Source organism: Streptomyces sp. NPDC019531 (assembly GCF_044903305.1).
Taxonomy (GTDB): domain Bacteria; phylum Actinomycetota; class Actinomycetes; order Streptomycetales; family Streptomycetaceae; genus Streptomyces.
Window position 1 is genome coordinate 37,038 of sequence record NZ_JBJDQL010000014.1, and the last position, 14,226, is coordinate 51,263.

Sequence of the window (14,226 nt, forward strand, 5' to 3'; positions counted from 1 at the left end):
GAGATGCACCGAATGAGCCGCACTTCCCCCCACCAGCACCTCCAGCACGCCGAGTTGAGCCGCCGCGGTCTCCTCAGGACCGCCGGCGGTCTCGGCGCCGCGCTCGCTCTCGGCAGCGGTGCCTTCGCCGCCGGCACGGCGGACGCGGCGCCCTCGACCTGGACCCACCCCGGGATGCTCCACAATGCCGGGGACATCAACCGGGCCAAGGTCAGGGTCGCCGCGGGCAACGACCCCTGGCTCTCCGGCTGGAACAAGCTGGTCGCCAACTCCCATTCCCAGTCCACCTGGACCAACCGGGCCACGGCGACCATCATCCGCGGCGGCACCGGAGAGAACTACTCGCTGCTCTACAACGACATCGCGGCCGCCTACCAGAACGCCCTGCGCTGGAAGGTCGGCGGCACCGAGGCCAACGCCGTCTGCGCGGCGAACATCCTCAACGCCTGGTCGACCACGCTCACCACGGTCACCGGCAACGCGGACCGCTTCCTCGCGGCCGGCATCTACGGCTGGCAGTTCGCCAACGCCTGCGAACTCATGCGGGACTACGGCGGCTTCGACCTCGCCGCCGCCCAGGACATGATGGCGAGGGTCTTCTACCCGCTCAACAACGACTTCCTGACCCACCACAACGGCGCCTGCATCACCAACTACTGGGCCAACTGGGACCTGTGCAACATGGCCTCGATCCTGGCCATCGGCATCCTCAACGAGGACAGCGCCAAGTACGACCAGGCCGTCACCTACTTCAAGTCCGGCGCGGGCAACGGCTCCATCGCACACGCGGTGCCCTACCTGTACACCGACTCCGACGGCTATGCCCTCGGTCAGTGGCAGGAGTCCGGCCGCGACCAGGGTCACACCGTCATGGGCATGGGCCAGATGGGCGCCGTGTGCGAGATGGCCTGGAACCAGGGCGACGACCTCTACTCTTACGACAGCCGCCGCTTCATGAAGGCCGCCCAGTACGTCGCGAAGTACAACCTCGGCAGTGACGTCCCCTTCACCACCTACAACTGGGGCACGGGCACGACGTGCGCCGCCTCCTCCCAGACCGTGATCTCCTCCGCCTCCCGCGGCCAGGTCCGTCCCGTCTGGGCGATGCTCCACTTCCACTACAACCGGCGCCTGTACCTGGACGACAAGTACATCTCGCAGATGTACTACGACCTTGTCGCCCCCGAGGGAGGAGGCGGCGACTACGGCACCACCAGCGGCGGCTTCGACCAGCTGGGCTTCGGCACGCTGATGTACGCCAAATAGCCCTGAACCCCGCTCGTGCACCGGAATACCCGGAGCGACTGTGGTGCTCTGGTGATAGCGGTGCACGAGCGCGGCGAAGGGCTGGTGGGCGGATGACGGCAGACCAGGCGAATCCCGTGGCCAGGACGCCCGACGGGGACCCCGTGGCGGGGACGCCGTACGGCGCGGTACGCGGCAGGTACGAGCGGGGCGTGGCGGTGTTCCGTGGCATCCCGTACGCGGCACCCCCGGTCGGTGCCCTGCGCTTCCGGCCGCCCGTGCCCCCGGAGGCCTGGGACGGGGTGCGCGAGGCGGTCGACTTTGGGCCGACGGCGCCGAAACCGCCGTACTCCGACGCCTTCGCGCAGTATCTGTCCGACCCGGTGGTGCCCGGCGACGACTACCTCAATCTCAACGTGTGGACACCGCAGCCCGGCCCCGGTGGCCGCCTCCCGGTCCTGGTGTGGCTGCACGGCGGCGCCCTGACCAGGGGCTCGTCCGCGGTGCCCGTGTACGACGGGCATGCCTTCGCCCGGGACGGCGTCGTGTTCGTCTCGGTCAACTACCGCCTCGGCGTCGAGGGCTACGGCCTCTTCCCGGACACCCCCGCCAACCCCGGCCTGCGCGACCAGCTCGCCGCTCTGCACTGGGTCCACGAGTCCATCGAGGCCTTCGGCGGCGACCCCGGCCGTATCACCGTGGCGGGGCAGTCGGCCGGCGCGATCAGCGTCGGCGCCCTGCTGGCCGCCCCGCAGGCCCAGGGCCTGTTCCGGCGCGCGGTCCTGCAGAGCGGGCCGCCCGAGGCGAGCGACCGCGACAAGGTACGGCGGATGGTGCGCCGGATGGCCACCCGGCTGAAGATCCCCGCCACCGCGGCGGCCTTCGCCGACGTCGACCGGGACCTCCTGCTGCGCACCCAGGCCGAGGTCGGCCGGCTGAGCAGCCCGGTCCTGGGCGGTCCCGCCTTCGGGATCGTGGTCGACGGCGACCTCGTACCCCGCGACCCCCTGGAGGCGCTGGTCGAGGGCTCAGTGGCGCGCGGGGTCGACCTGATGCTGGGCTGGACCAGCGACGAGTACCGCCTCTGGCTCGTCCCCGGCGGTCTCCTGGAGCGCGTGGACCGGCTCGGACCGGTCGCCCTCGCCGGTGCCATGGCCCGCTGCCACTGCGGCTCCGAGGTGGTCCGCGGCTACCGCGCCCTGCACCCCGAGGCCGGCACCGCAGAGACTGTCGGCCAGATGGTCACCGACCACCTGCTGCGCATCCCCCTGCACCGTCTGGCGGAGGCCCGGCCGGGCACGTCGTACGTCTACGAGTTCGCCTGGCCCTCGAACCTCCCGGGCCTCGGCGCCTGCCACGCCCTTGAGCTCGGCTTCGTCTTCGACACCGGGGAGACCCCCGAGTCGGCCAAGCTCGCCGGCGAGGGCGCCCCGACCGAGCTGGCCGACGCCATGCACGGGGCGTGGGTGCGCTTCGCCGCCGACGGCGACCCCGGCTGGCAGCCCTGGGACGCCACACATCCGGTCCAGATCTTCGGCAAGGGCGACCCCTACCTCGCATCCGGCCCCCGGGACGGTGATTTCGCGGTGTGGACCGCCGACACGACCACGGCCGAGAGCGCGCCCGTGTCGGAACCGGCGGAAGGCTGGCCGGGGCGGACGGCGGAGCTGCGGTCGGTGGTACGACGGCTGCGGCGCACGGGATTGGCGCGGCGGCACTGAGATCTGGCCGCCGCGCGGGCCGGGGCAGGCCGCCCGTGCGGGGCCGTCCGTCTCAGGTTCCGGTCGGTGTGACCGAATCCCGGACCACCACGTGGGTGCCCAGCAGAAGGTGCTCGGCCGGGTCCTCCGCCGTACGGCCCAGCGCGGTGCGTACGGCGAGGCGGCCCAGTTCCTCGTAGGGCACGTGGACCGTCGTGAGCGCCGGGTGCAGGTCACGGGCGAAGGGGATGTCGTCGTAGCCGGCCAGGGACACCTCCCCGGGCACGTCGATGCCGGCCTCGTGGAGGGCGGTGAGGGCACCCGCGGCGACCATGTCCGTGGCGGCGACCACGGCCGTGAACTCCACGCCGTCCTTCAGGGCCCGGCGCACCAGACGGTGGCCGGAGTCACGGGTGAAGTCGCCGTTCAGAAGCAACGCGGGGTCGGGGTCAAGGCCGCGGGCGCGGTGCGCTGCGAGATAGCCGCGCTCACGGCCCTGCGCGGTGGTGTGGTCGGCCTTGCCGCCGAGGAACAGCACCCGACGGTGGCCCTGGGACAGGACGTGGGCCACGAGGGCGTAGGCGCCGCCCTCGTTGTCGTACTCGATGACCGTGACGGGCGCGCCGGGGCCCAGCGGCGGTCTGCCGCACAGCACCAGCCGGGACCCCGCCGACGCCAGCGAGTCGGCCATACGGCGGGTCCGCTCGCGGTACTCGACGGTGTCGGCGGCGCCGCCCACCAGGATCACGGTGGCCGCGCGCTGGGCCCGCATCATCTCCACGAACTCCAGTTCGTGCTCGACGTCGCCCTCCGTGCTGCACACCAGACACAGATGTCCGAGCCGGGTCGCCTCACGCTCCACACCGTGTGCCATCAGCGCGAACGACGGTCCGGTGATGTCCTCAAGGACGAACGCGAGGGTGGGTGTGCCGACGCCCGCGATCGCCTTCGCGCGCGCGTCCGCGACGTAGTCCATCTCCCGCACGGCCCGCATCACACGCGTGCGTGTCGCCGCGCTCACCGGATACACCCCACCGAGCACCCGCGACACGGTCGACGCGGACACCCCGGCCCGCGCCGCCACATCCCGGATCGTGCTCCGGCTCGTGTCCTCACTCTTCCTGGTCATCCCTGATCGCCCCCCTCCGGAACAGCGGCAACACCGATGGAAACCGGTTCCCGAGCGGAGGCTAGCAGGGCGAAGGGGCCGAGGCCATGGGGCGGGTAGCGCCCCCCAGGGGCGCGGGGAACCGCGCGAGCAACCACAACGAAAAGCGCGGCCGCAAGCCATCAACAGCCCTACGGAGAACAGACGCACCGTTCTTCCCTCAGCGCAGCGCCTCCGCGATGCCCGAGATCGCCTCTGGCCCCACCCGGCAGCACCCTCCGACCAGCCGTGCCCCGGCCTCCTGCCAGCCGCGAACCTCCTCCGGGGCGAACGACGAACTGCCCTCCCACGCGCGCGTGCCCGCGTTCCAGGACTCCCCGCTGTTGGGATAGACGACGACCGGCTTGCCGGTCACCCGCGCGGCGGTCTCGATCGCGGGGGCCGCATCCCCGGGGACGCAGCAGTTGACGCCGACCGCGATGACCTCGTCCGCGTCGGCGGCCAGGGCGAAGGCCTCCTCCAGGGGCTGCCCCGCACGGGTGCGGTCCCCCGCGACGGAGTAGGAGAGCCAGGCCGGGACGCCGAGACCGCGGACCGCCCGCAGCAGCGCCTCCGCCTCGTCGGTGTCCGGGACGGTCTCCAGCGCCAGCACGTCGGGCCCGGCCGCCGCCAGGACTTCCAGCCGGGGCCGGTGGAAGGCCTCCAGCTCGGCCACGCTCAGCCCGTACCGGCCCCGGTACTCCGAGCCGTCCGCGAGCATCGCGCCGTACGGCCCCGCCGAGGCGGCCACGTACAGCGGTCGCCGGACCCCCTTCGCCGCTGCCTGCCGCGTCGCCTCCAGTGCCAACTCGACGCTCAGGGCGAGGAGTTCAGCCGCCCTCTCGCGCTCGATCCCGCGCTTCGCGAACCCCTCGAACGTGGCCTGGTAGCTGGACGTGATCGCCACGTCCGCGCCCGCCTCGTAGTACGCGAGATGCGCCTCGGTGATCGCCTCGGGCCGCTCCGCGAGCAGCCGCGCCGACCACAGCTCGTCGCTCAGGTCGTGGCCCGCGGACTCCAGCTGGTTGGACATGCCGCCGTCGAGGACGACAGGACCGGCCGCGAGGGCCTCGGCGAAGGCGATGGGGTGGGCGGCAGGGGCTTCAGGGATGTCGCTGGTCATGCCTCGACGCTAGTCGACGGGTCGCGAGACGGCCGTATCCGTCCGCTGCGCGAACACCATGCCCACCATGCGGGACTACCCTCTGCGCATGACCGACTTTGACATCGACGTCGTGTCCTCCGAGGTCGTCGAGGTCCTCGGCCCCGGCACCGGGGTGGCCTTCCTCTCCTCACTCACCCACAACTCCCTCAACGGCGTCACCGCCGGAGTCTGGAGCGTCACCGCGGACGAGCGCACGGCCGTGCTCAAGGTCCTCACCCGCACCAAGGATTCCGCCGACCACTGGGCCGCCTCCGACGACCCCCGGCACTGGAACTACTGGCGGCGCGAGGCGGACGTCCACACCTCGGGGCTCGCCCAGGCCTGGGAGCCGTACGGCATCCGCGCACCCCGCCTGCTCGCGTGCGTCGAGCGGGCGGACGGAGACGTGGCGCTGTGGCTGGAGACGGTCCGGGGCAAGGCGGCCCAGCGCTGGTCGATCGACGCGCACGTACGGCACGCCCACCGGATGGGGCTGGCCCAGGGCGCCGTCGGCGCATGTGACGAACCCTGGCTGTCCCGGCGCTTCCTGCGGGAGTACATCGGCGCCAAGACCCTCGGCCTGGAGCTCCTCGACGACGACGAGGCCTGGCAACAGCCCCTGGTCCGCGATCACTTCCCCGCCGGGCTGCGGCACGACATGGTCCGTCTCCACCACGACCGCGAGTGGTTCCTGCAGATCATGGAGTCCCTGCCGCGTGCCTTGTGCCACCTCGACCATTGGCCGGCGAACGTCCGCGCCGACGGAGCGAACAGCGTGATGTTCGACTGGGCGTTCGCGGGCGACGGCGCGCTCGGGGAGGACCTCGGCAACTACCTCCCCGACTCGGTCTTCGACCTGTTCGTCCCCGCCGCCCGGTTGCCCCGGTTCGCGGCGGCGGCCTATCACGCCTATCTGGAGGGTCTGCGGGCGAGCGGGTGGCAGGGGGACGAGCGGTTCGTACGGCTCGGAGTGTGCGCGTCGGCCGTCAAGTACGACTGGCTCACCGGGCTGATGCTGGCGCGTGCAGGGGAGGAACGGCAGCTGCACTACGGGGGTGAGCGGGAGGTTTCGGCGGAACTCCGGTACCGGGAGCGGGGGTTGGCCCTGGAGTTCCTCGCCGGGTGGGCGGCCGAGGCGCGTGCGCTGGCACCCCGGTTGGGCTTCCCGAAGGCCCCGAGCGACAGATGAACGGGGTGTGCAGTCCCACCCAGGGGCGCGGGGAACTGCGTGACGAGCCACGACGGCGCCGCAGACGGCCGCGCTCAAGGGGCGGGCGTGCCCCTTCCCTAGCCGCGCGCCGCATGCCGTCCACCGCGCCTCTTACCGGCCCTGCGCAGGGTCGGCGGCACCACCAGCCCACCCAGCAGCCCGAGCGCCAGCACATACGGCCACCACCCCAACCCCTCGGCCACCGCACCCGTCGTGTGCGGTGCCGCAGCCGCCGTCCCCGGCGACGACGACGTGTCCGCGCGCACACCAGGCGATGCGCTCGCCGTGACCGCCGTCAGTACGACGTCGTTGCCGTCCCCGCCCCGGTAGCTGATTTGGTACGTCGTGTCGGCCAGTTTGAGCCGCGTGCCCTCCTTGAGGCCCTTGAAGCCGCCCGTGGTCTTCGAAGTGCCCTTGTGGTTCAGCACGGTGATCCTGCGGGCGGGGTCGGTCCCGGCTGCCGAGAGGTCGAGGTCACCGGCCAGCCGTACCGGCCCCGACACTGTCAACGGACTGTCTCCCAGGACCAGTTCCCCCTTGGCGTGCTGCGTGTAGCCGCCGGACACGGTGAGACCGCCCGCGACCACACCGTCATTGGTGACCGCCCCCTTCACCGTGCCCTTGCCGGACAGCGAGGAGGCCACCCGCAGACCCGCCGTCCCCACGTCCAGCCGTGCCGCCGCCGAGGTGAGCCGAATCGCCTTGCTGCGAGCGAGAGTTGCCCCACCCCGCAGGGCCAGCGTGCCCTTCTTGACCGTTGTCGTCCCCGTGTACGTGATCGCCCCGCCGGTCAGTGTCGTCGTCGCCGCGCCCGCCTGCGTGAGGGAGCCGCTGCCGCTGATCCGCGGCAGGGTCAGGGACTTGCTCGTGTTGCTGAGGACGAGCGAGCCGTTGTTCACGACCTTGTAGAGGCTGCCTCCGGTGTAAAGCCCGCCGTCACCGCCGGACTTGCCGCTGCCGAGGCGGAGCACCGCGCCCTTCTCGACCGTCGTGGCGCCGTCGTAGTACTGGACGGCCGCGAAGGTGACGTCGTTGCCCTTCGTCCCCTTGATGACGATGTCACCCGCGCCGGGCGCGGACAGGGTGTCGTGGTACCGGCCGCCACCGATCGGGGCGCCGAGCGTCACGGGACCGTTGTAGTCGAAGGTGAGCCTCGACCGCTCACTCGCCGCCAGCAGGTTGATGTACACCGTCTTCGCCGTGCCCGGCATGAAGACCCGGTTCGTCGTCCCGTCGCCCCACTGGACGTTCGCGCCCTTGATGTTGGTGCCGCGCTTGTTGACGTTCTTGGCGGCGGGCGTCCAGTTCAGGGCGGGGTCGCTGAGCGAGGGGTCGGTGTCGCCGCCCTGGTCCGACCAGCTGTACTGACCTGTGAGGATCACCTTGCTGCCCGGCCGGGACTGGACGTTGATGTCGCTGCCGTACTCGCGCTGGTAGAAGTCCATCCGCTGGGTGACGGTCCGGCCCAGCGGGGTGTCCACGGTCCAGGTGCCCTGGTTGAGGACCTTGCGCAGGTTGGGCAACGAGGTCGCGTACTCGGGCCGCCCGGCGTTGGCCTGCGTACCGTTGTCGATCACACCGGAGAACGATCCGGACGTCAGGTCCCAGGTGCCCCAGAGGAAGCGCGGCTGGGTGATCAGGCCGGAGCCGCTGACTGCGCCCAGGTTGTAGGCGCTCTTGAGGGACAGCCGCAGGGTGCCGTCGACCCGGATGTTGTCCTGGTTCAGCCGGAACGCCGGTGTGCCGTACGGGAAGTGGCCGATCAGGCCCGTGGTGCCGCCGTTGCCGTACTGGAGGGTCGCCCCGCGCTCGACCGTGATCGCGGGCGGGTCGGGGTTGGTCGTGGTGACGTAGGGGTGGTTGCCGCCGAGCGTCCGCACCGTCTGCCGCTGTCCGGACTTCGGCAGCGTGAAGTCGCTGTCCTTGGTGAGGACCAACGTTCCGCCGCCGCGCACGGTGAGTGTGCCCACGCCGCGGAACACCCCGTCGTAGGTCGTCGTCCCCGCCGGCACGGTGACGACCGTGTCGCCGGTCAGTGTCACGTCCCGGTCCGCGAGGACGTCGGCGGTGACGTCCCGGGAGCCGGCGGCCAGCGCCGGGGGAGCGGAGACGGTCAGGGCGACCGCCGCCAGGGCTCCGGCGGCCGCTGCTGTTCTGTGGAAATGGCTGCGCACATGATCGGAGACGGACGAGGCGGGCGCCGATAACAGAAAACCGAAAACAGAAAGCGCCTTCTTTTGGTCTCGTCGGACCCGTTGACCTCCTCGTTCCCCAGCCTTACCTTTCGGCTGTTCGCAATGACAACAGATGTTCTCAATATCGAACATCGCTCTCAGGACACCCCCACCCGAGAGGCAGTCCGCATGAGCCGCGCCCCCGAGGTCCCCAACCGACGACTGCTGCTGAAGGGTGCCGTAGCCGCCGGCGCCCTGGCCGCCACCCCCACGGTCGCCGAAGCCGCTCCCATCCCCACCCCACACCCGAAGCGGGCCGCACCCTTGGTGAACCCGCTCGTCCGCAACCGCGCGGACCCGTACATCCACCGTCACTCCGACGGCTTCTACTACTTCACGGCCACCGCCCCCGAGTACGACCGCATCATCCTGCGCCGCTCCCGCACCATCAACGGACTCGCGACCGCCGACGAGTCCGTCATCTGGACCAAGCATCCGACCGGTGTCATGGGCGCCCACATCTGGGCCCCGGAGATCCACCGCGTCGGCGGCAAGTGGTACGTCTACTTCGCCTCCGCGCCCGCCGAGAGCGTGTGGGACATCCGGATCTGGGTCCTGGAGAACGCCAACCCCAACCCGTTCAAGGGAAGTTGGGTGGAGAAGGGCCAGATCAGGACCGCCTGGGAGACCTTCTCCCTGGACGCCACCACCTTCACCCACCGGGGCACCCGCTACCTCGCCTGGGCCCAGCACGAGCCCGGCCTGGACAACAACACCGGCATCTTCCTGTCGAGGATGGCGAACCCCTGGACCCTGACGGGCCATCAGATCAGGCTCTCCACCCCGGAGTACGACTGGGAGTGCATCGGCTACAAGGTCAACGAGGGCCCCTCCGTCATCGCCCGCAACGGCCGCCTCTTCATGTCCTACTCGGCCAGTGCCACCGACTGGCACTACTGCATGGGCCTGCTCACGGCCGATTCGGACGCCGACCTCATGAACCCGGCGAGCTGGTCCAAGTCGCCGACGCCGGTCTTCACCAGCAACGACACCACCAAGCAGTACGGCCCCGGCCACAACTGCTTCACCGTCGCCGAGGACGGCCGCAGTGACGTCCTCGTCTATCACGCACGCCAGTACAAGGAGATCGTCGGTGATCCGCTGAACGACCCCAACCGCCACACCCGTGTCCAGAAGCTCGGCTGGCACGCGGACGGCACCCCGGACTTCGGCATACCGGTGGCGGACACCGCCACGGACACGGAGGTCGTGTCATGAGACGTGCGTACGCGGTACTGCTCGCCCTCTGCCTGGCGCTCGCCGGTGCCCTCGTCACCGCCGGGCCGGCCCAGGCGGCCACCCTGACGATCCCGAACGGCGTCCAGTTCACCGACACTTCGGGCAACGCCCTGCACGCCCACGGCGGCGGGGTCATCAAGGTCGGCTCCTACTACTACTGGTTCGGCGAGGACCGCAACTCCGACAACACCTTCCGGTACGTGGACGCCTACCGCTCCACCGACCTGAAGAACTGGGAGTTCAGGAACCACGTCCTGACCCAGTCCTCCGCCTCCGAACTGGGCACCGCCTACATCGAGCGCCCGAAGGTCATCTACAACGCGTCCACCGGCAAGTTCGTGATGTGGATGCACAAGGAGAACGGCACCGACTACAGCGAGGCCCGCGCCGCCGTCGCCGTCTCCGACACCGTCGACGGGAACTACGCCTACCAAGGCAGCTTCCGCCCGCTCGGCAGCCACATGTCCCGTGACATCACGACGTTCGTCGACACCGACGGCACCGGCTACATGGTCTCGGCGGCCAACGAGAACTACGACCTGCACGTCTACAAGCTGACCGCCGACTACACGGCCATCGACAGCCTGGTCGCCAACCCATGGGCGGGCGGCCACCGTGAGGCCCCGGCCCTGTTCAAGCGCAACGGCGTCTACTTCATGCTGACGTCGGGCGCGACGGGCTGGAGCGCCAACCAGCAGCAGTACGCGACGGCGACCTCCCTGGCGGGTCCCTGGACGTCCATGGCGAACGTCGGCGACTCCACGACCTACAACTCGCAGACCGCGTACGTCCTTCCCGTGCAAGGGACTTCGGGCACCTCGTACCTCTACATGGGCGACCGCTGGGGCAACTCCTTCGGCGGCACCGTCAACGACTCCCGGTACGTGTGGCTGCCGTTGACCTTCCCGACCTCCACCACGATGTCCATGTCCTGGTACCCGCAGATCGGCGTCGACACGGCCGCCGGGACGATCAGCGGCACGAGCGCCACGTACAACACGCTGATCGCACGCAACAGCGCCAAGTGTGCTGACGTGCCGAACCAGTCGCTGTGGCAGGGGATCGCGGTCAGTCAGTACACCTGCAACAGCGGCACCAACCAGAAGTGGTGGTTCAAGGACCTCGGCACCGGCTACTACCAGCTGGTCGGCCGCGGCAGCTCGCTGTGCCTCCAGGAGAACGCCTCCACGGTGACCCAGGAGAACTGCTCCTCAAGCGCCACCACCCAGCAGTGGTCGTTGGTCACCTCGGGCTCGTACGTCAACATCAAGGCCCGGACCACCGGAGAATGCCTGGACGTGAACGGCGCGTCCACCGCCAACTCCGCCGCGATCATCACGTACACGTGCAGCGGAGCGACCAACCAGCAGTGGACGCGGGGTAGTTGACCCGAATCCGAGCCCCTCGGGGCTATCGGACCGGATTCCAGCCGTCCGTGCCCGCCAGGTACTTCTGGGCCGTGTAGCTCGCGGCCTGGGAGTCGGTGAGCTGCGGGCGGTTGGAGTTCACCGTCGCGCCCGCGCCCGTGTTCTTGTACTCGAAGAACCGGGCGTTCTTCCAGGAGTAGCCGCTCATGTCGGTCCAGGGTCCGGCGACCTTCACAGCGGCGGGCAACGACGTCTGCCGGATCACCAGTTGGCCCACCGCATCCGAGGTCGGATGCCAGGGGCGGCCCAGGTAGTACGTGTTGGCCGCCGCCGAGCTGGTGACCGAGCTGCCGGTGACGAGGATTCCGTACGTCTTGGCGGAGCTGGTGTTGGGCGCCGACAGGAAGCCGTTGAGACCGCCGGTCGCGGCGCCCGAGTTGCGCAGCTGGATGTTCACCCGGTCGTAGACGGCGGTGGCGTTGCCGAAGACGAAGTCCACGTCACCGGAGATGAAGGACGAGTAGAAGTACTGCCGGTACTGACCGGTCGACGACGGCGACCAGTTGAGCACGGTGTCCTGGCGGCTGATGAACCGGTCGTTGGTGAAGGTCTGCCGGTCGCCCTGCGCCGTGACCGCGACGGCCTGGGTGTCCGTGATGTCGGGGTGGGCCGCCTTGTCGAAGGTGTTCTGGACGGTGATCCCGCTGACCGTGAGACCGCTCGCCGAGAAGGTCGCCACCGAACTGCCCAGCGTCCCGTACTTGGTGCCGCTGGAATTCGTGTACCCGGCGGCCCGGTCGTAGGTGATGACGACGTCCTCGGCGTTGCCGGTGGCGCCCTGGATGGTCAACCCCGTCTTGCTCACCGGGACGTTGACGATCTCCGTGTACGTGCCCTTCCCGACGGAGATCGTGTCCCCGGCGGCCGCCGCGTTCACGGCGGCCTGCACGGTCGTGTACCGGCCCGAACCGTCCTTGGCGACGGTGATGACGGTCGCTGCGTCCGCGTGGGGCACCAGCGACACCGCGGCCAGCCCGAGGGCGGCCGCGGTACCGGCGGTCACGGCGGCGGTACGGCGCCAGGAGGGGGAGCGGCGGTGCGTGTTCGGCTCAGTCATGCCTTCAAGTCGCCGCTCCCCGCCCGGAGGTTGCCGCCTGAGCGGTGGCACTCACGCGAGCAGGTCGATCGCGTCGATCGACGTGCCCGCGCTGAGATAGGCCGTCGTCCCCGAACCGCTCACCACGTAGATCTTCAGCGTGTTGTACTGGCCGGTGTCCGTGAGCCAGGCGCTGGCCGGAACGCTGTAGGTGAACGTGTAGTTGTTGCCCCGGTAGGAGCCGTTGGTCAGCGACCGGGTGCTCGGCTGGGTGGGCGGGGAGGGGATCGCCGACGTCCAGGTGTCGTTGACGACGACCTGGGGGCGCCCGTTGGCGTAGGCCGTCGTCACGCCGATCCGCAGGGTGTGCGCGGCGGCGGCCTGGGCCGCGGTCAGCTTGAAGTACACGATCAGGCCGCTGTTGACGTCCTTCCAGAGGTAGCAGGGGAAGGCCGAGGTCTCGGTGCCGCTGCCGATCACGACATTGCCGGTCCAGGACGCGGCACGGACGTCGGACGGATGGGCGTACGTCATCAGGTCGGCGTTCTTGAAGCCGCTCGGGGTGCCCGTCCAGTCGTTGATCCGCCAGATCGCGCTCGCGTTGCTCGGGTCGTTGGACGACGGGATCGCGATCGAGTTCAGGGTGGTCGTGCCGCCGGCGGTCACCGTCACCGAGGTGGTGTAGACGGCGAGTTCGCTCTTGAAGACGGTCAGCGTGTACGTCCCCGGCAGGACGCCCCCGATGGAGAAGTAGCCGTCCGAGGAGCGGGCCGAACCCCAGTACTGCGCCGCGGAGTTGGCGAGCCCGACGGTGTACGGGTACGCCGTGTTCCGGCCGGTGATGCCCACGCCCGCGACCCGGCCCCGGCCGCCCGAGGCGACGTATCCGGAGATGCCGAGCGAGTCCGCCCAGGAGGTGGTGAGGGTGCCCGGGTACAGCGAGGAGGAGGGCGCGCCGCCGTCCGTGAGGGCGATGACGTAGGGGCCCTGGAGGCCGAAGCGCTCGTTCTCGGTCTGGTTCTGGCCGTAGTGCAGGATCTCGTACAGACCGCCGCCGTCCGCGCTCTGGTGACGCAGCAGCGAGCGGTAGAAGGGGCCGCCGGACGCCTTCTCGTGGTTGGAGCGGACGATCCACAAACCGACGCTGCCGGTCGTCCAGCCGATGTAGTTGTAGTCCATCACCCGCAGCTTCGAGTAGTGCTTGGAGCGGGTCTGGCCGTCGGACTTGGCGAACACGTCCGAGGCCTCGATGGTGGTGGGCGCGTAAGTGTAGGAATCCGGCTCGTCGTTGAGGAACAGGCCGGCCTTGACGCGCAGGATGAAGCGGGTGGAGGCGACCGAGGTGTCGGCCCGGTTGGTCCACAGGTAGACGTTGTTCTCGCCGCTGCGGGCCGCGTAGTAGTGCCGGAGCGTGCCATAGGCGACGGAGATCAGGATCGTCGTCCCCGACTGTTTGATCGTGACCGTCGAGGTGCCGAGGCCGGACTCGATGTGTGAGTTCTTACCGCCGTAACCCTGGTACTCGGTGCCCTTGTAGACCAGCGAGGTCAGGTCGCCGTTGGTCTTGCTGACCTTGAAGACCAGGCTGGCGCCGGTGTCGACGACGTAGTTCGAGCCGTCGTCGCTGTACCCGAAGCTCGCGGCGGACGCGCTCTCGGCGAGCGGCCCGGCGAGCGCGGCGGCGGACGCGGCGGCCGCGGTACCGAGGACGAAGGTACGGCGTCCGACCGGTCTGTTCACGGCGGATTCGGACATGGGGGTGCCTCCTTCGAGACGTGTGGGGGTGGTGCCGGTGTTTGGGAGAGTGACAGTTGAATCGATTTCGCGAAAGGGCTTTCGCCAGT

At 69.9% G+C, this 14,226-nt stretch carries 10 protein-coding genes; 5 read left to right on the forward strand and 5 right to left on the reverse strand.

What is annotated here, in order from left to right:
- Positions 1–12: 12 nt before the first annotated feature.
- Positions 13–1,266, forward strand: a complete 1,254-nt coding sequence (locus ACI2L1_RS18670; protein WP_404740414.1) for an alginate lyase family protein — start codon at positions 13–15, stop codon at positions 1,264–1,266.
- Positions 1,267–1,358: 92 nt separating this feature from the next.
- A complete protein-coding gene (locus ACI2L1_RS18675; RefSeq protein ID WP_404740415.1) occupies positions 1,359–2,966 on the forward strand; it encodes a carboxylesterase/lipase family protein in 1,608 nt (535 codons plus the stop codon).
- 52 nt (positions 2,967–3,018) lie between these two features.
- Here ACI2L1_RS18675 and ACI2L1_RS18680 read toward each other — a convergent pair whose 3' ends face one another.
- Entirely contained in the window at positions 3,019–4,074 is a 1,056-nt protein-coding gene (locus ACI2L1_RS18680; RefSeq protein WP_404740416.1) for a LacI family DNA-binding transcriptional regulator, read from the reverse strand.
- A gap of 199 nt (positions 4,075–4,273) precedes the next feature.
- A complete protein-coding gene (mmuM, locus tag ACI2L1_RS18685; RefSeq protein ID WP_404740417.1) occupies positions 4,274–5,215 on the reverse strand; it encodes a homocysteine S-methyltransferase in 942 nt (313 codons plus the stop codon).
- An 88-nt stretch (positions 5,216–5,303) separates the two neighbouring features.
- Here mmuM and ACI2L1_RS18690 point away from each other — a divergent pair, with 88 nt between their 5' ends.
- Positions 5,304–6,425 (forward strand): aminoglycoside phosphotransferase, encoded by a 1,122-nt coding sequence (locus ACI2L1_RS18690; protein WP_404740418.1) that lies wholly within the window; start codon positions 5,304–5,306, stop codon positions 6,423–6,425.
- Between the two features lie 98 nt (positions 6,426–6,523).
- On the opposite strand, the gene ACI2L1_RS18695 is transcribed toward ACI2L1_RS18690, so the two are convergent.
- Entirely contained in the window at positions 6,524–8,620 is a 2,097-nt protein-coding gene (locus ACI2L1_RS18695; protein ID WP_404740419.1) for an autotransporter, read from the reverse strand.
- A gap of 189 nt (positions 8,621–8,809) precedes the next feature.
- Between ACI2L1_RS18695 and ACI2L1_RS18700 the strand changes: the two genes are divergently transcribed.
- A complete protein-coding gene (locus tag ACI2L1_RS18700; RefSeq protein ID WP_404740420.1) occupies positions 8,810–9,898 on the forward strand; it encodes a family 43 glycosylhydrolase in 1,089 nt (362 codons plus the stop codon).
- Positions 9,895–11,307, forward strand: coding sequence for an RICIN domain-containing protein (locus ACI2L1_RS18705; protein ID WP_404740421.1), 1,413 nt, complete (start codon positions 9,895–9,897; stop codon positions 11,305–11,307). Before ACI2L1_RS18700 ends, ACI2L1_RS18705 begins: the two co-directional genes overlap by 4 nt.
- Before the next feature lie 22 nt (positions 11,308–11,329).
- On the opposite strand, the gene ACI2L1_RS18710 is transcribed toward ACI2L1_RS18705, so the two are convergent.
- Positions 11,330–12,403: a pectinesterase family protein gene (locus tag ACI2L1_RS18710; protein ID WP_404740422.1), complete on the reverse strand. Its 1,074-nt coding sequence runs from the start codon at positions 12,401–12,403 to the stop codon at positions 11,330–11,332.
- Positions 12,404–12,454: 51 nt separating this feature from the next.
- On the reverse strand, positions 12,455–14,137 hold the full coding sequence (locus ACI2L1_RS18715) for a rhamnogalacturonan lyase B N-terminal domain-containing protein (protein ID WP_404740423.1): 1,683 nt from the start codon (positions 14,135–14,137) through the stop codon (positions 12,455–12,457).
- Positions 14,138–14,226 lie beyond the last annotated feature (89 nt).